This window comes from Wohlfahrtiimonas sp. G9077 (assembly GCF_002252155.1).
In the GTDB taxonomy this organism is placed as follows: domain Bacteria; phylum Pseudomonadota; class Gammaproteobacteria; order Cardiobacteriales; family Wohlfahrtiimonadaceae; genus Wohlfahrtiimonas.
Window position 1 is genome coordinate 209,494 of sequence record NZ_NEFD01000002.1, and the last position, 18,670, is coordinate 228,163.

Here is an 18,670-nt window from a genome sequence, read left to right on the forward strand (position 1 = left end):
AAAGCGCCGAAAGGCGCTTTTTTTGTGCCACTAAATGGGCAAACTGTGGGTGAGTTTGACGGTATCCATCGGCACATCAGTTTTGACGCTTAAAATGGCTTTGATGGTGGTGAGTTTATTGGCATGAAAATGGCGATAGCTGTCCAAATCTTTCGTGACAATGCGAAGCCATGCATCACATTCACCGGCCATTAAGTGGCACTCGATGATCTCTGGCATGTCTTGAATGGCATCAATAAAGCTGTCAATGGTTTTGGCATCTTGTGCTTTAAACCACACGCGGGAAAATAAGGTTAAGCCCGCATCCACTTTAGCGCCATCAATGATGGCTACATAGCGCTTGATGACGCCCGCTTCTTGCAGTAACTTCACCCGGCGCAAACATGGGGAAGGCGACAATCCCACAAGTTTGGCAAGATCAGTATTCGCTAAGCTTGCATCCTTTTGTAATGCCCTTAAAATGCGGCGATCAATGCTGTCTAATTTTATCGGTGTCATGTGCTAATTTTTCATGAATTTTTGAAATAAAATTGCAAAATATCATTGATGGATGATAACTACAATCAAAAATTTCAACAATGAAAGACTACAATAGCAGCCGTTTTGTATTGGGGTGGAACTCATGGCTTTTGATAATGTGTTGTTGTTTGGAATCGCGGTTTTTCCTTTGGTGTGTACGCCAGGGCCGGATGTTTTATTCATTGCTTCTCAGGGTTTAACGGCAGGGAAGCGCGCGGTGATGATTGCCAATGCAGGGATTTTAACCGGTTATTGTGTGCATGCCATTTTAAGTGCCCTTGGCGTGGCGGCATTGGTGGCAGCCTCCCCGATTTTATTTAATGTGATCCGTTGGGTGGGCGTTGCATATTTACTATATTTAGCGGCATGTATGATCCGTTCTGCCATGAAGCGCGGGATTTTAGAGATTGCCAAAGATGCCAAAATCACGCAGCACCTTTTTCGTAAAGGCTTTTTAACGAGCTTTTTGAATCCGAAAGGTTTGCTCATTTATTTGGCGATTTTACCGAATTTTATTAAATCCTCAGAGCCTTATGCATTGCAAGCCTTAATGCTTGCGGGCATCTTCATTGTGAGCTGCGCCGTTGTTTATAGTTTAATTGGTTTAAGCTTAGCGAGCCTTGGCAATAAGGGCACGCCAAGCGATACGCGCCGCAGAGTTGTGGAAGGATTTTCAGGGAGTTTATTGTTAATTGCGGCAGGTTTCATTGCCATTAACTGATGCATTCAGTGTGTAAAAAAAAGCTGCAATTCTCAGGGTTGTGGCTTTTTTTTATGATTGACTTTCGAAAAAAGAGGCATAAAATACGAAACTTATTTTCCACTGAATACAGCGCACAAGGAAGAAAATGTTCTATCGCATTTTGATACCCCCAAAGATACCGCGACCGCGGGATCAGCATCGCTGTATCCTCCTCCTTTCTAACATTCGCTAGGCGACGCTAGATTAAATAGGTGAAGGAGGTGACTTAAAGACATACCCATAAGAAAAACAAACTTAAGTTACCTTCTCGCGCATCACACATGATGCAACATCTATTATCTAGGAGTCACCCGTGTTAGCTTTTATTGAGCGATACTTTGAACTAAAGCGCCACAATACATCCCTCAAGCAGGAACTCATCGCTGCTTTCACCACCTTCATTACGATGGTCTATATCGCGTTTGTGAACCCAAAAATCTTGGGCGCCGCCGGTATGGACACACAAGCTGTTTTTGTCACCACGGTGTTAATCACCGCCATTGCCTCTGTGTTGATGGGTGTGGTGGCAAAACTGCCGATTGCGCTTGCACCCGGTATGGGCATCAATGCTTACTTTGCTTATGTATTAGTGGGGTCAAATGGCCTCACTTGGCAAACAGGCATGACGCTCATTTTCCTAAGTGCCGTCTCTCTTTTTCTATTGTCGCTTTTTAAAATCCGTTATTGGATGGTTTCAAACATTCCTCATTCGCTGCGCATTGGCATCAGCGTGGGTTGTGGATTATTGATCACGTTGATTGGTCTACACAATGCCCACATCATTGTGGCCAATCCTGACACGATGGTGGCACTGGGTGATCCGAAAAGTTTGTCATTCATTTTGGGATCTTTAGGTTTCCTCATTGTGATTGCCTTAGCGCAGCGCAATGTGTATGCCTCTGTATTGATCTCCTTTGTGGTGATCACAGCCATTGCTTTAGTTGTAGATCCTGAGGTTTCTTATCATGGTTTAGTCAGCATGCCGCCGTCCATTGCGCCAGTTACCGGGCAATTGTCGTTTAAAGAGATCGCAAGTTTCTCGATGGTCGGCGTCATTGTGTCCGTCATGTTGATCAATCTATTTGAATCATCGGGCACGTTCATTGCCGTGACCACCAAAGCAGGTTTAGCTGATGACAAAGGACATTATCCGAATCAACAAAAATCCCTATTGATTGACAGCAGTGCTTCTGCCGTGGGCTCATACATGGGCACATCTGCGGTGACAGCATACATTGAAAGCGCCTCAGGCGTTGCGGTCGGTGGTCGCTCAGGTTTGATGTCTTTTGCAGTGGGCATTCTATTTTTGGCGCTCCTCTTTTTTTCACCCCTTGAGAAGATGATTCCCCTTTATGCCACCACAGGGGCATTGCTTTACATTGGCGTTTTGATGATCTCAGAGCTCTCTAAAATTGACTGGGATGATCTCACTGAAGCCACACCCTCTTTTGTCGCAGCTGTTGCGATGCCCTTTACTTTCACCATCACAGAAGGCATTGCCTTAGGTTTCATCACCTATGTGGTGCTGAAATTGGTGGCAGGAAAATTCAAAGACATTACGGTTTGTACCGGTTTAATGGCGCTCTTATTTTTGTTGCGCTACATTTTTTTATAAGTATTGATTGTTAGGAGTTCATAATGAGAAAAGAATCCATTCAAGAAATGATTGATGCAGGTGCTGCAAAAATCCCCGCAGATCGTGTCATTAAAAACGGTTTATTGGTGAATGTCACATCAAGCGAGATTTATCCCGCGGATGTGGCCATTTATAAAACACAAATTGTTGCCACTGGCAATGTGGATGCTTACATTGGGCAATCCACAGAAATCATCGATGCTAAAGGTAAATATTTGGTGCCAGGCTTAATTGATGGGCATTTGCACATTGAATGCAGCAAATTATCCATGACCAGTTTTGCTAAAGCGGTGGTTCCACATGGAACCACGAGCATTGTCTCTGGGCTTGATCAATATGTGGTGACCACAGGTTTAGAAGGCATCAAAGAGGTTTTGGCAGAAATTGATGCTTTGCCTTTGCATGTGTTTTGGGGTTTGCCATTTTTCACGCCTTATACATTGCCGCAAAGCAATGTGGCGTTCAATGTGACGGCAGAAGTGCACGAAACGGTACAAAAATGGCCAGAAGTGTATGGCGTTTGGGAAACTGTGTCCGAATTTGTGGAAAATAAGCATCCGGATGTGATGCGTGCTTTAGAGCTAGCACGTGACAATCGCTTGCCTATTTTTGGTTGTGCGCCCATGAATCGTGGGGAAAAGCTCAATTCAGTCTTATGCGCGGGCGTGCGTCTTGATCATGAAAGCTATAACCATGAAGAGATGATGGAAAAAGTGCGTAAAGGCATGTTTGTCATCATTCGTGAATCCTCCATTTCTCATTTTTTAGAAGAGAACATGAAGATCGTCACCCATTTAAATCCACGTGTGGCGCGCCGCGTGAGCTTTTGTACGGATGATGTGGTGGCTTCAGAAATTTTGGCCAATGGGCACATGGATAAATTGATCCGCATGGCCATTCAAAGCGGCGTTGATCCATTAACCGCCATTCAAATGGGGACATTAAACTCAGCCGAAGCGTATCGCATTGACCATTTAGTCGGTTCCATTAGCCCGGGGCGCTATGCTGATATTCTCTTGGTGGAAGATTTGGTGAAATTTGAGATCGATGGCGTGATTGCCAAAGGGGAAACAGTGGTCGCCGATGGCAAAATGAGCAAAACATTAACGCCGCCCGTGCGTAGCCCTCTCTTATTGAACACAATGAAGATGCAACCTGTTCAAGCTGCTGACATGTGTGTGCGCACAGAACTTGAGAGTGAACGCGTACATGCTTTATCGCTCGCTGTGGATTTTGATGTGCCCTTTGTGCGTAAAGCCCGCGATGTGGAATTGAATGTCGAAAATGGTATCGTCCTGCCAGACATTGAGCAAGATATATTATATGCCACGGTGATTGAGCGCTTTGGCATCACAAATGTGAAACCTGCAGTGGGTTTTGTCACAGGTTGGCAATTAAAGGCGGGTGCGATGGCAAGTTCATGTGCGCCTGATGACAATAATGTGGTGTGCATCGGTACAAACAGCGAAGACATGGCATTGGCCGTGAACCATTTGGCGAAAAATGGCGGCGGGCAAGTGATCGTGAAAGATGGCGAAATTTTAGGGTTTTTGCCCTTGCCGATTGCGGGCATTGTCTCAGATTTAGAACCTGAAGCGATGGCCAAAGAGGAAGAAAAACTCCTCATGCTCGCCCGTCAATTGGGTTGCAATTTACCGGATCCGCTCTTTTACATGTGTTGTTTACAAATTACGGCGATTCCAGATTTTGCCATTACAGATTTGGGCGTCATTGACTTTGCAGCCCAAGCGGTGACTGAACCTGTTTTAAAATGCAGCTGTAGCCATGGTCGCATCAAAGGTTAAGGAGGAGAATATGTTGGATAAAGAGAATCTCAATGCTGTGATTGACATGGCCGCTGGCCGTTTACCGGTGGATACGCTCATCATCAATTGTCAGGTGGTGGATGTGTATAACCAAGTGTTGATGGCAGGGCCTGTGGCCATTGGCAGCGGTAAAATTGTGGGCGTTGGTCATGAGTATGAGGCCAAAAACATTGTGGATGCCAAAGGTGGCATCGTGATGCCAGGGCTCATTGATGGACATGTGCACATTGAATCTTCCTCATTGACGCCGGCACAATTTGCGCGCACCATTTTACCGTTTGGCACCACAACCATCATTGCCGATCCACATGAAATTGCCAATGTTTGTGGTGTGAAGGGCATTCAATATATGCTCGATGCCAGTCGCCATTTACCGCTGCATGTAAAAATTCAGCTGCCATCTTGTGTGCCGGCAACGCCTTTTGAATCAGCAGGCGCTGTGTTAGAAGCAGAAGATCTTGAACCACTTTTTGCCGATGAAGGCATTTTAGGTTTAGGTGAAGTGATGGATTATCCAAGCGTCACGCACCATGAGGATAAAATGATGAACAAAATCATGATGGCAAAGCGTCACAATCGTGTGATTGATGGTCACAGTCCCGGCATGAAGGGATTGGATTTAACCGCTTATGTGGCAGCGGGCATCATGACCGATCATGAGTGTTCAGACACAGAAGGCATGTTAAAGCGCTTAACCATGGGGCAATACATTTTGTTGCGTGAAGGCTCAACGTGTAAGGATTTGTTGAATCTATTGCCTGCTGTGACGCCAAACAATGCGCGCCGCTGCGTTTTTTGTACCGATGACCGTGAGCCTGATGATATTTTAACCACAGGCCACATCAATAAAAGTCTGCGTTTAGCGGTGGAATATGGGGTCGATCCTTTATTGGCGGTGACGATGGCGACCCTCAATGGCGCAGAATGTTTCCGTTTATATGATAAAGGGGCGATTGCACCGGGCAAAGATGCCGATTTATTGATCGTCAATAACCTGACAGAATTTGCGCCGCGCCATGTGTTTTCAATGGGGCAAGAAGTGGCGCGCGATGGCAAAATGTTAGTGGAGTTGCCAGAATATCATTGTGAAGAGGTGCTCAATACCATCAACATTGCCCCCATTTGTGAGACAGATTTTACGTTGCCCTTAACGAGTGATCAAGTGCGTGCCATCGGCGTGATTCCTAAAAGTGTGGTGACCAAAAATCTCACATTGACGGTTGCACGCGATGCAGCCGGGCATTTTCAAGCTGATCTCAATCCTGGGCTCAATAAATTGGCTGTGATCGAGCGCCATCATGCCACCGGCAATATTGGCCTTGGCATTTTGTCCGGTTATGGGCTCAAAAATGGGGCGATTGCCATTTCTGTGGCACATGATTCCCATAATATTGTGGTGGTTGGGGACAATGATGCGGATATGCTGTGTGCGGTTAAAGACATCGAAGCGATGGGCGGCGGTTTTTCTTTAGTACAAAATGGGGAAGTGTTGGCGCATTTACCTTTGCCGATTGGTGGCTTGATGACGCATCAAAGTGCCGAAGAAGTTGCACGCATCATCGATCATCTGATTCATACAGCGCGTGAGCGGTTTGCATTGCCGGATGCATTTCATCCTTTGATGACGCTTGTCTTTATGACGCTGCCGGTGATTCCGGAAATTAAACTCACCGTCAATGGCTTGTTTGATGTTAAAGCCTTTGAGCTTGTGGATGTGTCCACATCTGTTTAGGTGCAAAAAAATCCATCAAAAGCGCTATCGGTGACCATTGATTTCATGGATAATCAATGGTCATTTTTATCGGAATTAAAGTCATGAAATTATTTAAAATCAGTGGTTTAATGTTGTCGATCACGCTTGTGTTGGGTGGATATGCCTCGGCCGTCGCACTGACTGAGTGTGCAAGTCTTAAAGCTGCGGCTGATGCTGGCAATGCAGCCGATCAAGTGCGTTATGGGCAGTGCCTTGCAGATAATACGCCTCGTGAATATGTGGAGTGTGACGCCGATACATTGTGCAGTCATGCGGATTATCGGGCAGGGGAGCAGTGGTTCAGTGTCGCGGCTCAGCAAAACAATGCAGAAGGGTGGATGGGTTTGGCACATGCACACTTTCAGCAAGCCGAAGGCATGGATGACGCATATCAAGCGGGCATGGCAGCACTACAAGCCGCGATGGCTTTAGGCTCGACACAAGCGGTGTATGAGTGGGCGCGCGTGCAATATTTTAACGGGGAGACTCAGCTTTCTAAAGAAGCGGCTGATGCTATGATCACTGCCTTAACACAAGCGGCACAGGCTGGGAACTATAATGCCGAGCGCATGCTTGGCATCATTTATGCAGAAGGGAAAATTGTGTCAAAGGATATGCATCAAGCTGATACTTTGTTCGAATCCTCCGCTAAAATGGGCGGCGCCCCTGCAATTGATCGCTTAATGGCACTCTTTGCATGGAGCCCGGATTGGTATTACCTCAATCCTTTAAATGATGGCAGTGAGATGGATGAGGGGCGTTTTTATACGTGGCTTGAGCGGGCAGCCGAAGCGGGTAATGTTGATGCATTAGAGCGTTTATTGACAGAAACCACTACGATCAATGGCACAATCCGAAGCGTTGCCCCGAAACATCAAGCATTGTTGGCTGCGCATTTAGCCAATATAGTGAACAGCAGTGATCCTTCAGCATTGATGAAAACGTATGAAGCATTGAGTGGTTATGTCTTCAGTCAAAATGATGTGGCAATGCAGCAGCAAATGTTGGGCATTGTGGAGAAGGCAGCGAATCTCAATCATGATCCCGCCCTTTATCATTTAGGCGGATTATATGAAATGGGCACAATTGTGTCGCAAAATGCAGACAAAGCACATGCGCTGTATGAACGCATTCAGTCCCCAGAGTGGCAATACAATGTGGCGATTGACGCTTTAATGATTGATGATCCCACCATGCAGCAACAAGGATTGATGTTTTTGAAAAAAGCCGCCGCTGGGCGGTATCCACGAGCTATGATGCGCTTATCAAGATATTACATTAATGGTGAAGGCGTGGCGCAAGATCTGAAACAAGCGCTACATTTGCAGGAAGGGGTTGCAACATCAGACGATGTCACTGTTAAGCATGAGTTGTTGTCTTTCTATTTAGATCAAGAATATGGGGATCATTTTGATGCAGAAAAGGGCATCTATTTTGCCAAACTCATGCAATGTGATCTTGAGGATGATGCATGGTATTGTTATCCATATTATGTGTTTTTGCGTGATCATTAGGGCTTGGGCTTAAAATTACGTAAAATCATCGTCAATATTTAAGGAGAGAGAAATGCAAAATTTCACCGTTGATCAACGTTTAAACAGCGCTGAAGCTTTATTGCATGAAGAGAAATATCTTGATGCCATTGCACTATTGAGTGATTTAGAGACTGAATTTCCCTTTGATTCTGCACGCCGTTACATGTTGCTTGGCATGGCGCATGCGAAAGCTCATGATGCAGAATCTGCCTTTGTGGCCTGGTGCATGATCGAGATGAGTTGGAGTTTACCCATTTATGCGGTGGCTCAGCTTTATCTTGGGGATTTGGCCGAATCTGCGGGCGATTTAGAGGGTGCAGAATATTATTGGCAAACGATTGCCCTTGAATGGGATGCCACTTGTTATGCTCGCGCACAGCTCAATTTAGGCGAGCTTGCACTTGATCGCGGTCATGAGGCTGAGGCGATTCACCATTGGCAATCAATTGATGCCGCGTGGGATCGCAATTGTTATGCCAAAGCGCTTTTCCATTTAAGTGAGTTAGAAGAGCAGCGCGGCAATTTGGAAAAAGCAGAACAATATTGGCGCGCGATTGATCGAAACGATGATGCCGAATCCTTTGCTTGGGCTCAACTCTATTTGGCAGATTTGGCAAAATCAAAGGATCAGATGGCAGAAGCTGTGCGCCATTGGCAGGCCATTGCCCTTGAGGATCAAGCATGGTGCTTTGGGCAGGCACAATTGAATTTAGGTAAACATTATCAAGCAGAAGGTGATTTAGCGGCCGCGCAGGCACATTTAAGCAGCATCCAACCTGAATGGAACGATACGGCGCATGCATGGGCTGAGCTCTATTTAAAACAATCAGCGCAAAATTAAGGTGAGCTTTGCGCCGCCCCATTCGCTGTCACTGACTTTAATGGTGCCTTGATGGGATTTGGCAATGAGTTCCACATAGGCAAGCCCAAGGCCATGGCCGCCGGTTTCTCGTGTGCGGCTGTTGTCTAAACGGGAAAATGGGCGAAAAATCTCATCATAAGCCTCTTTTGGGATGCCTGCACCATCATCACTGACGGCGATGTGTAATTCATCGTCCACCGTGAAGATGGCGAGTTTCACGCGGCTTGATGTGTATTTAAAGGCATTGAGCAGTAAATTATTGACCGCTAATGTGGCCAATTTCGTGTCGAGCATAAAGGACACATCTTCAATGGCAAGCGTCACTTGTACATGGCTTGGCTTCATGGGGATTAAGGCATCGCACAGTTGATGCGCCCATGTGACAATGTCCACCGATTGTTTTTTCGGTAACACATCTTGCTGCTGCATTTTAAAAAAGTTGAGGCTCGTATTGATGAGGGCTTCAAGCTCCTCTAAATCATGATGAATGCCCGGCAATTGACGGTTAAAGCTCTCTTTGCTCTCGGATTCTGCCATCATGGTGAGGCCAAAACGCAGGCGCGCAATCGGCGTACGCAGTTCATGCGCCATGGCATGGAAAATGATTTTACTGTTGCGCACCTGCTGATCTAAGCGATCTGCCATGGTGTTGACCACCTCGGTTAAGGTTTTAAAGAGCCAACTGTGTGCTTTGGGTGCTCTGGCAGAGAGATCGCCAATGGTGAGCTGAGCAGCAGTTGCCCGTAGACGCATGGCATCGCGCCATAATGGCAGCAGCGCCATGAACAACAAACAGACAAAGATCAAGGCGCTGACCACAGAACAGACCAAAATAAAAATGAGCAGGGCAGAAGTGTCGGCATCTAAAATGTCATTATTGGCAAGGGGGCCGATTTGCAGCAATTGTGCATTGGGGCCGTAACGAAGATAGAGCGTATTTAAGCGATCATCATAGGCTAAATTGTCCCCATTAAACTGGGCTAAAATCTCCGCAGGCAGCGCTGTATCTGTTGGCAAAATCTCCACATTAAAGTTAAAGCGGCTGGCAATGGTATCGACGACGGCTTGATCATGTGCCGCATCACCGGTGAATTGCTCGGCCAGTAATCGAGCGCTTTCACCCAACATTTTTTGATAAAATTCATAATCCTCACTGAGCCCTGTCCATTCAGGCGGCAGTGCCACAAAAATATGGAGAGCACCATAGACGATCACGCTTTGTGCCACAAGCATGATGAGCAAATACAAAATGATGCGTGATGTGAGGGATGGCTGCTGAGAATATTGTTGTGATTTGCCCATGCGATCCTTATGAAATGGTTAATTGTCTAGGGTAAAAAGGTAACCTTTTCCGCGCACGGTTTTGATCCATGTGGGATTGTCAGGATCTTCTTGAAGCTTTTTGCGCACGCGGGAGATTTTTGCATCAATGGAGCGATCATCGCCATCAAAAGTGATGCCGCGTAAATCATTGAGTAAATCATCGCGCGTTAAAATGGTGCCGGCGTGGCTGGCGAGTAACCACAATAGATCAAATTCTGCGGTGGTGAAATCTAACTCATTCTCTTTTAATTGTACGGTGCGATTGTTGCCATCGATGGTTAAATCACCAAACACTAAACGTTGCGGATGATTGGGCGCTTGGCGGCGCAATAACACTCGAATGCGCGCCAATAAGCGGCGGGGCTCAACGGGTTTGGTTAAATAGTCATCGGCGCCAAGTTCAAGGCCAATGATTTCATCAATGTTATCTTCGCTGGCGGTTAAAATTAAGATGGGCTTTGTGTAAAAAGGGCGAATGTCGCGGCAGATGTCAAAGCCTGATTTACCTGGCAGCAATACATCTAAAATCACCAAGTCAGGGGATAAATTTAAAATGGTGGCTTGTGCGGTGTCACCGCGCGCGTGGCACGTGACTGTAAAGCCATGCATTTGTAAGTACTCGCTGGTCAAAGCAGCAAGCCGTGTATCATCTTCAATAATGAGGATATGTTTGGACATAATGTTTCTCTTGCGATGATTTATCGTCGTGTTATCCATTGAGTATAGCACATCAAATTCGCCCTTTAAGGGATCAATGGTTACACAAACTACACAGAACAATCACAACAGCCGGCTGATTTTTTAGGATAATACAGCACAATTATTATTCAATAGGACCATTATTTGTGACAATCAGCAGTATTTTTTTGTGTGACTTTGATGGCACCATTAGCCTCAAAGATGTCACCGACACATTGATCGAATATTTTGGGCAAGATGGCTGCGATGCGCTAGAAGATGCGTGGGAAGCGGGCATGATTGGCTCACTTGAGTGCATGCAAGGACAAATTGCTTTATTAAAAGCCGATGAAGCTGCCCTCAATGCTTGTTTAGATACCATCGAGATTGATCCCACATTTGTGGATTTTTTAAATGCGATGGCAAAGGCTAATGTGCCGGTTGCGATTGTCAGTGATGGTTTAGATTATGCCATTGAGTACATTTTAAAACGCCACGGCATTACCAATGTACCGATTATGGCCAATCACTTGGTGTATGATGGGGATGAATCTTGGCACTTAGAATTCCCTTACGCCACCACATTTTGTAAAAAACAGAGCGGCAACTGTAAATGTCATCAAGCGGACATTTTGTATCAAACATATGATCAAGTGTTGTATGTGGGCGATGGCACATCCGACTTTTGTGTCTCCCATGTGATCGATTTTATCTATGCCAAAGGTAAACTCATCCATTATTGCGATAAACATGGATTGGCGCATCATGCCATTGTTGAGTTTGCAGACATTTTGCCCCATGTCGCACCGCTGCTAAAATGATTGAACATCAATACAAATAGATAAAGAGAAAAGAGAGTAGAAGTATGATTGAAGATGTGAGCTTTATGCTCGAAGGTGATCGCAAGATTGGCGTTTTATTGATTCATGGATTAACGGGAACGCCCAATGAAATGCGCATCATTGCCAAAGGACTCAATAAAGCGGGCTTTACGGTGTATGCAATGCAGCTGGCTGGCCATTGCGGCACAGAGGCCGATTTGTGTCAAACCACATGGCAAGATTGGTATCAAAGTGTTGAAGCGGCCGCAGAGCGTTTGAATCAAGAAGTGGATCACTTCTTTGTGGCCGGTTTATCTATGGGTGCTGTTTTATCATTAAAATTGGCAGAAATGCGCCCTGATTTGGTCAAAGGCGTGATGGCCTATGCCACCACGTTTCGTTACGACGGCTGGAGTTTGCCATTTTATGCCAAGCACCTATTTTTCCTTTTAACATGGTTTAAAAAATTGGGCATTTGTCAGGACAAAGCCTTTTTTGAAGAGCCGCCTTACGGTTTAAAAGATGAAAAAATCCGTAAAGTGGTTTCCGACAGTATGTTAGGCGGTGATGCGGCATCGGCAGGTTTAGCGAGCAATCCGTATCCTGCATTGGCAGAAATGCAGTGGCTTGCCAGAGATGTGCGTAAAAATCTTGCTAAAGTTACGGCGCCATGCCTCATTATGCATTCAAGCAATGATGACATTGCCAACATCAATACCAATGCCCGCGTGATTGAAAAAAATGTCAGCGGCCCAACGGTATTTATCCCGCTTGATGACAGTTATCACCTCATCACCATTGATCGAGAGCGCAAAGTGGTGATTGAGCATTCAGTGGACTTTGTGGAACGAGTGGTGCAAGGAGAACTATGACCGGATTGATCTTTGTTTTATGGATCGCAAATGTTGCCTTTGATACGTTAGGGCAGATTGCTTTTAAATATGCTGCAACCATCGAGACGAAAAATGACACCATGGCGAGCTATTGGCAAGGATTATTGCGTCAAAAGTGGCTGTGGATTGGTGTCATTGCTTATATTATTGAGTTCTTTTTGTGGTTGGCATTTTTAACCTTGGTGCCATTGTCAAAAGGCGTGCTGCTTGCGGCGATGAACATCATTACCATCATGATTGCAGGGCGCTTATTGTTCAATGAAAAACTGATTGCGCTGCGTGTGATTGGCATTGCCTTTATCACAGCGGGCGTAGCCATTGTGGGGATCTTTTAATGAAAAAATTCTATTTGATTGGTTTTGGCATTTTGTTGATTTTTGACACATTGGGGCAAACGAGTTTTAAATTGGCGGCAACGGCCGCAGAACCCTTAGCCATGAGCATGGATTGGGTGGTGCGTGTCTTTACGAATGTTTGGGTGTATGTGGCGATTTTTGGTTACATTGTCACCTTTTTGGCATGGATGACTCTACTTCGCCATGCGCCGGTTGGGCCGGCATTTGCCGCAGCTCATATGGAAGTGGTGACGGTGATGATTGTCTCCATTTGGCTCTTTAATGATCACATCACCTTTGGGCGCTTTTTAGGCGCTTTATTGATTGTGGTGGGCATCATCTGTTTGGCCTTTGCCGAAAAACAGGCAATGGCGCTAGAGGCCGCTGAAAAAGCAAAAGCCTCTGCCAATTAAGGCATTAAGCGATCTAAAATGCTTTGGTTAAAGGCATTTTGGGTTGCTTGCCAGGCAGTTAATTTTTCTAACGCAATGGGCGCTTGTTGATCTAAACGGCTTAAGAAGCGTTTCCAACCGGTTTGATAAGTGTATTCAGAAACATCGCCCGTGACATCCGATCCGATTAAGCGGGGCTTGATGGCATCAATCACCGCCATGATGTGGCGCGCTTCTAAAATCCCTTGATCCCAATTTGTTTGCACCACTTGATCACTTAAAGCATCTTTATCAATGGAGAGATAAACAGGGCGCGCACTGTGTGTTTGGGTTTGTAAAAACGCTGCGATCAAATCATCACTCGTATCAAAGGATCGAAAGGCATGTTTAAGCCCCATTACAGTTGCCCAGTGCGTATTGACCTTCATGGACCAATAAGTGAGTTTATTACCATACAGTGGGCGCAGATGATTTTCCCACGAGTGGGCAAGGCCAATGTCATTTGATGTGATGCCAAGCACATGAATGTGATGAACTTGCGGCAATTTGGCAATGTGCGCCACCCATGAGCCACAATGAATACCAAAGGGAAAGCGCATGTTATCAGGATGATTGTCAAAGATCACCACATCAAATGGCTCATCAGCGGGCATGCGCTCAATCAGCAGTGTGCTGATGTGATGATAATCCCCGCTGCCCATAAACACCGTGCCATAATGGGATGGCAAAATGCGTGTTAAATAGTGATTCAATTGTTGATATGTTTTCAGGCTTGAGCCAAAGCGGATGGCTTCTTGCCAGTTGGATAAATCAATTGTTGTGGCTTGATCTAACGATACGCTGTGATCAAAGTCGAGAATCAAAGGTGTTTTCATGCATTCTCCTGATTGAGTTGATCTAAGGTTTTTTGATCACTCTCAAAATAGCGGCTCAGGCGGCTCAAAATGGCACGCAACATGGGATTTTTAATGTACACAGCATGTTCTGTGAAGGTGAATTTCGCCCCAAGATACGCTTTGATCTGCGGATCGGTCCAACCTGCAATGTAATGGGTCAATTGATGCTTTGCTGCATAATCTAAATTATAAAACCAACTGAGATAATACAGATTGTGTTCACGGGCAGCGGGATAAACAAAGCCCACATATTTATCCACCAAGCGCTGATTGAGCACATAACAGATGTTGTAACCAATCAATTGATCCTTGTGATGATAGGTGAAAATGAGGCCGCCACTTTGATCATCTTGCAAAATGGTTTTGAAAAATTCACGGCTCAATTGATCAAAATGGATCTCGCTTTGATTAAAAACATTGAGATACAGATCATAATATTCATTGAGAATGGCGTCTTCTTGAAAGATGGCATCGCCTGTTTTGATTTGACGGATCTCAATGTCCGCCAAACTTTTGAGTTTGCGGCGCATGTCTTTTCTGCGGGATTTAGAGAGGCGCGCGATGTATTCTTCTGAGTTTTTAAAATCAATCGGCACCCATGCTAAGGCTTGGCCAGAGAGTGTGATGAAATTTTCTGCCATCAATGCGGCTTTTAATTCAGCGGCTTTTTGATTGGCCTCATCACTCAATAAGGGCGATTGATTCGGAATGTCTTTGACAATGGTGAGTGCGGTTTTTTGACCATACGCAGCACGAATGGCACGAGCGGTTTGTGTGGCATCGTCATCATTGATTAAGCAATACTCAGACACTGTGGTGCCAATAAACGTGGTTTGCCACGTCAGTGCGCGGTGGATCAGCTTTTGGAGTGGCAGGCGCGCAATTTTTTCAAGGGCATCGGCCTCAAGCGTGGTCAATAGATTAAAGGGTGCGCGAAAGGCAGGCACATTGGGCACGTCCGTTTGCACCACAAAATGGTAGGGCGGAGATTGCTCAAAGGCTCTGATGAGTGAATCAGGTTCTAATTGTGTGAGGTACTGCACTGTCATCCCCCTTGTTGATGGTTCTACAATGCAAATGGATCATAAGTGACTTATGATCCATCTGAAACGCGTCAATGATTAGCTATTTTTAGCGCGTGTTAATAATTGATCTAATAAGGCTAAACCTTGATCAATCTCTTCAGTTGAAATGTGAAGGGATGGCGCTAAGGTGATGACGTTTTTATAGTAACCGCCCACATCGAGCACTAAGCCCATTTTTTTGCCATTCCAATCTAAATCACCGGCTAAACCAATGTCCACCATTTTATCTAACAATGGTTTGTTTGGTGTAAAGCCATCTTCTGTACAGATTTCTGCACGAAGCGCTAAACCTAAGCCATCGACATCACCAATCTCTTTGTGACGTTTTTGAAGATCACGCAAACCTTCTAAGAAATGCTCCCCTTTCTTCATCACCATGGTTTCATAGTCAGTTTCTTGGGTCATTTTCATCACTTCTAAACCAAGAGCAGTGCCAAGTGGGTTAGAGGCAAAGGTTGAGTGAGTGGAGCCTGGAGGGAAAACATCTGGGTTGATGAGTTCTTCGCGTGCCCATAAGCCGCCCAGTGGATTTAAACCATTGGTTAAGGCTTTGGCAAATACCAATACATCTGGCGTCACATCAAAGTGCTCGATTGCCCATAATTTACCTGTGCGGTAAAAGCCCATTTGAATTTCATCCACCACCAATAAAATGCCGTATTGATCCAAGACTTTTTTCAAGCCTTTAAAGAAGTTGCGTGGTGGAATCACATAACCGCCGGTGCCTTGAATGGCTTCAACGTAAAATGCAGCATATTCTGCTTCTTTAACTTTAGGGTCCCAAACGCCGTTGTATTCTGTTTCAAAGAGGCGCGCAAAATCATTCACACAATGTTCGCCATACTCTTCTGCCGTCATGCCTTTCGGGCGACGGAATGGATAAGGGAATGGGATGAATTGTGCACGTTCACCAAAGTGACCATAGCGGCGGCGATAACGATAGCTCGATGTGATGGAAGAAGCGCCCAATGTACGGCCGTGATAGCCGCCTTCAAAGGCAAACATTAAGCTTTTACCATTTGTGGCGTTGCGCACCAATTTTAAGGAATCTTCAATACATTGAGAGCCGCCCACGTTAAAGTGTACGCGGCCTTCTTTACCAAATTTGCGTTCCATATCGGTGGCAATGGCTTTGGCCAATTCGATTTTCGTTGGGTGCAAATATTGGCTGGCCATTTGTGGCAATGTATCGATTTGGTGTTTTAACACATTGTCTAAACGTTCGTTTTTATAGCCAAAGTTAACGGCGGAATACCACATTTGAAGGTCAAGGTATTGAACGTCATTGGCATCATATAAATAGCTGCCGTTACAATCTGTGAAGATTTTTGGGGGATTGACATAGTGAACGGTGTCACCAAATGAGCAATATTTAGCTTCATCTTTCAGTAATTGTTGTTCATCGATAGAATGTTTTTCCATGTGCAAAGCTCCATGTTGTCAATGAATGAAATGTTGTTATTGTTGCCAATTGTTGTTCTAAAAACCGCACCATTATCAGAAATCTGATGCGGTTTGTGTATTATGATTGTGTGTGACTTTTGTAACATGAGCCCAAAATTGAGTTAAAACTCATAGGCAATGCCCAGTTGAAATGAGTATAAATCGCTTTTATCCACCATTGGACTGTGGCGAATGTTTTTATGTAAATGATCATAGCGGCCGGTGGCCATGATTTCCCATTTCGGCGTCACTTGATAGCTTAAGTTGAGCTCTAAATAGGGATTGACACCTTGTTTGCTGGTGTATTCAGGCAAGCCAGAACGCATTGATTCACTGTGATTGATGCCGTAGTAATAGTTGTTGTAACGCTTGTTGTGCCACTCAAGGCCAATCACAGGCATTACAGTTAAGTCTTGCATGGTCAATGCCGCTGAATAATTGATGGCAAATGTGGTGCCTTTATTGCGCCCAAGCAGATCCGTGTTAAGGGTTGCGCCAAAGCCGCCAAAATCTGTGATCAATGTGTAATCAAGGGTGGCCATCACGCTCTCTTTGCGGCGATTGAGCTGTTTGATGCGCCAATCATCGCTGTCTTTTGGCTTAAAGCCCGTTTGATCATAGAGTGCACCGAGCGTCAATTGCTGCGTGTCTGAATGGAGAATGTAAACGCCCGCTTCTAAACCATCGATGTAGAACACAGGACTTTCATAGTTGATGTAAGGCTGTACGCTGTTGTCATGATCGATGCCTTTATAGGGGGAACGGTCAATTTCGCCTAAGACCCCCAGTTTAAATGAATCTGCAAGGGCAACGCTGCCGATGCTGCCAATGAGCGCAATTGTGCATAAACGAGAAAGTAACATAATCATTATTCCATTAAAGTGATGAAAATGATGGGTTATGGTTATTGTACTGAATTTTCTCTCTCTTCGCTAAACTCATCGACAATCATCATGTTTGGCAGCTGCAAAAAAGCATCGGGAAACAGATACTGCCCTTGAAAAGGCCCAACATCAATTGATTGCCAAGTGAGCTTGAGCTCAGGTTTTAGGCTGATTAAGGGTTGCTCAATGAGCGTGGTGCAATAGAGATTCTCTTCGGTGCGTGCTTTTAGAACATAGGGTGCGCCGATTTGATCTTTAATGTGTTTGCTTAATTGCGCACGTTCAGAGATGGATAAAAAGGCAGGGCGCACGATCACATAATCTTTGGCCATGTGCGTGGCCAAAAAATCTGTCAGTGGCGTTGTGATCACTTGATTAGGATGCAGCGGATCATCATCGGTGGTGGAATGTGTGACCATGATCGGCTCAAGATCGGTGATGATGCCGATGTGAGAAAACCTACCGCCACTTAATTTTTGGATGATCAGGCTATCAACATGATTACCGGTGCGCAGCACAATGTCCCCAAGGGCAAGTGTTTTCGCACTGACGCTTGGGCATAAAAAAAGTGCTGTGAGGCTCACAACACTGATTTTAATCCATGATGCAATGATCATCTTAAAGTGCGATTTTCCAGCCTTTTGCTGTTTTCACTGTCGTCATGTCGCCAGCGTCTTCTTCACCTTTTTTGAATGTCACAACAAAATTCACAGTGGCACGTGATTTATCGTCATTAAGATATTTCACATCTTTGATGTCAATTTTAGAGATGCCGCCTTGTGCTTCGCTGTTTGCTTTAGCTTCAGCCGCTGCCATGCCCATTTTACCGACGATCATTTGTTGAACCATAGGATCTTCGCCATCTTTACCTAAATCTAATGCTTTAACCATCGCTTCAGCATCGCCTTTATAGGTGCTTTCGATGAAATGCTTGGTAATGCCTTCAGGAGAATCACTGTCTGAACAGGCAACAATGAAGAATGAAAATAAGATAACCAAAGGATATAAAAGGATTTTTCTCATGCTTTAATACTCGTTATGTATAAA

The 18,670-nt window shown here is 45.2% G+C and carries 19 protein-coding genes; 10 read left to right on the top strand and 9 right to left on the bottom strand.

The genetic code is table 11. From position 1 onward, the window contains the following. Nucleotides 1–30 precede the first annotated feature (30 nt). Entirely contained in the window at nt 31–498 is a 468-nt protein-coding gene (locus tag B9T20_RS04280; protein WP_008315449.1) for an Lrp/AsnC family transcriptional regulator, read from the bottom strand. A gap of 124 nt (nt 499–622) precedes the next feature. Between B9T20_RS04280 and B9T20_RS04285 the strand changes: the two genes are divergently transcribed. From B9T20_RS04285 to B9T20_RS04310, 6 genes are all read left to right on the top strand, one after another. Further along, complete coding sequence (locus B9T20_RS04285; RefSeq protein ID WP_094489962.1) at nt 623–1,240, top strand: LysE family translocator; 618 nt, start codon at nt 623–625, stop codon at nt 1,238–1,240. Nucleotides 1,241–1,574: 334 nt separating this feature from the next. Then, entirely contained in the window at nt 1,575–2,876 is a 1,302-nt protein-coding gene (locus tag B9T20_RS04290; protein WP_094489963.1) for an NCS2 family permease, read from the top strand. Nucleotides 2,877–2,899: 23 nt separating this feature from the next. Beyond that, entirely contained in the window at nt 2,900–4,702 is a 1,803-nt protein-coding gene (locus B9T20_RS04295; RefSeq protein ID WP_094489964.1) for an adenine deaminase C-terminal domain-containing protein, read from the top strand. Nucleotides 4,703–4,712: 10 nt separating this feature from the next. Beyond that, complete coding sequence (gene ade / locus B9T20_RS04300; protein ID WP_094489965.1) at nt 4,713–6,455, top strand: adenine deaminase; 1,743 nt, start codon at nt 4,713–4,715, stop codon at nt 6,453–6,455. A gap of 83 nt (nt 6,456–6,538) precedes the next feature. Further along, nucleotides 6,539–7,990 (top strand): tetratricopeptide repeat protein, encoded by a 1,452-nt coding sequence (locus B9T20_RS04305; RefSeq protein WP_094490060.1) that lies wholly within the window; start codon nt 6,539–6,541, stop codon nt 7,988–7,990. A gap of 52 nt (nt 7,991–8,042) precedes the next feature. Next, on the top strand, nt 8,043–8,852 hold the full coding sequence (locus B9T20_RS04310) for a hypothetical protein (protein WP_094489966.1): 810 nt from the start codon (nt 8,043–8,045) through the stop codon (nt 8,850–8,852). Here the strand turns inward: B9T20_RS04310 and B9T20_RS04315 are convergent. Continuing rightward, nucleotides 8,838–10,175: an ATP-binding protein gene (locus tag B9T20_RS04315; RefSeq protein WP_094489967.1), complete on the bottom strand. Its 1,338-nt coding sequence runs from the start codon at nt 10,173–10,175 to the stop codon at nt 8,838–8,840. The two genes, B9T20_RS04310 and B9T20_RS04315, sit on opposite strands and share 15 nt — an antisense overlap. A gap of 18 nt (nt 10,176–10,193) precedes the next feature. Next, the gene (locus B9T20_RS04320) at nt 10,194–10,874 is read right to left on the bottom strand and encodes a winged helix-turn-helix domain-containing protein (RefSeq protein WP_094489968.1); all 681 of its coding nucleotides are present in this window, start codon (nt 10,872–10,874) and stop codon (nt 10,194–10,196) included. Nucleotides 10,875–11,041: 167 nt separating this feature from the next. Between B9T20_RS04320 and B9T20_RS04325 the strand changes: the two genes are divergently transcribed. Genes B9T20_RS04325 through B9T20_RS04340 form a run of 4 tightly spaced genes read left to right on the top strand, consistent with a single transcriptional unit; the run spans nt 11,042 to nt 13,336 of the window. Beyond that, entirely contained in the window at nt 11,042–11,695 is a 654-nt protein-coding gene (locus tag B9T20_RS04325; RefSeq protein ID WP_094489969.1) for an MtnX-like HAD-IB family phosphatase, read from the top strand. A 44-nt stretch (nt 11,696–11,739) separates the two neighbouring features. After that, entirely contained in the window at nt 11,740–12,567 is an 828-nt protein-coding gene (locus B9T20_RS04330) for a carboxylesterase (RefSeq protein WP_094489970.1), read from the top strand. Continuing rightward, nucleotides 12,564–12,923, top strand: coding sequence for an EamA family transporter (locus tag B9T20_RS04335; protein WP_094489971.1), 360 nt, complete (start codon nt 12,564–12,566; stop codon nt 12,921–12,923). The genes B9T20_RS04330 and B9T20_RS04335 overlap by 4 nt, the downstream gene beginning before the upstream one ends. Next, on the top strand, nt 12,923–13,336 hold the full coding sequence (locus B9T20_RS04340) for a multidrug efflux SMR transporter (RefSeq protein WP_094489972.1): 414 nt from the start codon (nt 12,923–12,925) through the stop codon (nt 13,334–13,336). Before B9T20_RS04335 ends, B9T20_RS04340 begins: the two co-directional genes overlap by 1 nt. Here B9T20_RS04340 and B9T20_RS04345 read toward each other — a convergent pair. The 6 genes from B9T20_RS04345 to B9T20_RS04370 all read right to left on the bottom strand — a co-directional run bounded on the left by B9T20_RS04345 (nt 13,333) and on the right by B9T20_RS04370 (nt 18,646). After that, entirely contained in the window at nt 13,333–14,190 is an 858-nt protein-coding gene (locus B9T20_RS04345) for an arginase family protein (protein ID WP_094489973.1), read from the bottom strand. The genes B9T20_RS04340 and B9T20_RS04345 overlap by 4 nt on opposite strands. Continuing rightward, a complete protein-coding gene (locus B9T20_RS04350; protein WP_094489974.1) occupies nt 14,187–15,260 on the bottom strand; it encodes a GNAT family N-acetyltransferase in 1,074 nt (357 codons plus the stop codon). The genes B9T20_RS04345 and B9T20_RS04350 overlap by 4 nt, the downstream gene beginning before the upstream one ends. A gap of 72 nt (nt 15,261–15,332) precedes the next feature. Further along, nucleotides 15,333–16,718: an aspartate aminotransferase family protein gene (locus tag B9T20_RS04355; RefSeq protein ID WP_008315427.1), complete on the bottom strand. Its 1,386-nt coding sequence runs from the start codon at nt 16,716–16,718 to the stop codon at nt 15,333–15,335. A 143-nt stretch (nt 16,719–16,861) separates the two neighbouring features. Next, entirely contained in the window at nt 16,862–17,602 is a 741-nt protein-coding gene (locus B9T20_RS04360; RefSeq protein WP_094489975.1) for a MipA/OmpV family protein, read from the bottom strand. 41 nt (nt 17,603–17,643) lie between these two features. Next, nucleotides 17,644–18,240, bottom strand: coding sequence for a YiiX/YebB-like N1pC/P60 family cysteine hydrolase (locus B9T20_RS04365; RefSeq protein WP_094489976.1), 597 nt, complete (start codon nt 18,238–18,240; stop codon nt 17,644–17,646). Nucleotide 18,241: 1 nt separating this feature from the next. Continuing rightward, complete coding sequence (locus B9T20_RS04370) at nt 18,242–18,646, bottom strand: DUF4878 domain-containing protein (protein WP_094489977.1); 405 nt, start codon at nt 18,644–18,646, stop codon at nt 18,242–18,244. Between the last annotated feature and the right edge of the window lie 24 nt (nt 18,647–18,670).

Excerpts from the sequence above, each read along its gene's own strand:
- B9T20_RS04310 (WP_094489966.1), top strand. The coding sequence starts at position 8,043 with ATGCAAAATTTCACCGTTGATCAACGTTTAAACAGCGCTGAAGCTTTA.
- B9T20_RS04330 (WP_094489970.1), top strand. The coding sequence starts at position 11,740 with ATGATTGAAGATGTGAGCTTTATGCTCGAAGGTGATCGCAAGATTGGC.
- B9T20_RS04320 (WP_094489968.1), bottom strand. The coding sequence starts at position 10,874 with ATGTCCAAACATATCCTCATTATTGAAGATGATACACGGCTTGCTGCT.
- B9T20_RS04370 (WP_094489977.1), bottom strand. The coding sequence starts at position 18,646 with ATGAGAAAAATCCTTTTATATCCTTTGGTTATCTTATTTTCATTCTTC.
- B9T20_RS04355 (WP_008315427.1), bottom strand. The coding sequence starts at position 16,718 with ATGGAAAAACATTCTATCGATGAACAACAATTACTGAAAGATGAAGCT.
- B9T20_RS04280 (WP_008315449.1), bottom strand. The coding sequence starts at position 498 with ATGACACCGATAAAATTAGACAGCATTGATCGCCGCATTTTAAGGGCA.
- B9T20_RS04365 (WP_094489976.1), bottom strand. The coding sequence starts at position 18,240 with ATGATCATTGCATCATGGATTAAAATCAGTGTTGTGAGCCTCACAGCA.
- B9T20_RS04360 (WP_094489975.1), bottom strand. The coding sequence starts at position 17,602 with ATGTTACTTTCTCGTTTATGCACAATTGCGCTCATTGGCAGCATCGGC.
- B9T20_RS04335 (WP_094489971.1), top strand. The coding sequence starts at position 12,564 with ATGACCGGATTGATCTTTGTTTTATGGATCGCAAATGTTGCCTTTGAT.
- B9T20_RS04345 (WP_094489973.1), bottom strand. The coding sequence starts at position 14,190 with ATGAAAACACCTTTGATTCTCGACTTTGATCACAGCGTATCGTTAGAT.
- B9T20_RS04305 (WP_094490060.1), top strand. The coding sequence starts at position 6,539 with ATGAAATTATTTAAAATCAGTGGTTTAATGTTGTCGATCACGCTTGTG.
- B9T20_RS04350 (WP_094489974.1), bottom strand. The coding sequence starts at position 15,260 with ATGACAGTGCAGTACCTCACACAATTAGAACCTGATTCACTCATCAGA.
- ade (WP_094489965.1), top strand. The coding sequence starts at position 4,713 with ATGTTGGATAAAGAGAATCTCAATGCTGTGATTGACATGGCCGCTGGC.
- B9T20_RS04340 (WP_094489972.1), top strand. The coding sequence starts at position 12,923 with ATGAAAAAATTCTATTTGATTGGTTTTGGCATTTTGTTGATTTTTGAC.
- B9T20_RS04315 (WP_094489967.1), bottom strand. The coding sequence starts at position 10,175 with ATGGGCAAATCACAACAATATTCTCAGCAGCCATCCCTCACATCACGC.
- B9T20_RS04285 (WP_094489962.1), top strand. The coding sequence starts at position 623 with ATGGCTTTTGATAATGTGTTGTTGTTTGGAATCGCGGTTTTTCCTTTG.
- B9T20_RS04295 (WP_094489964.1), top strand. The coding sequence starts at position 2,900 with ATGAGAAAAGAATCCATTCAAGAAATGATTGATGCAGGTGCTGCAAAA.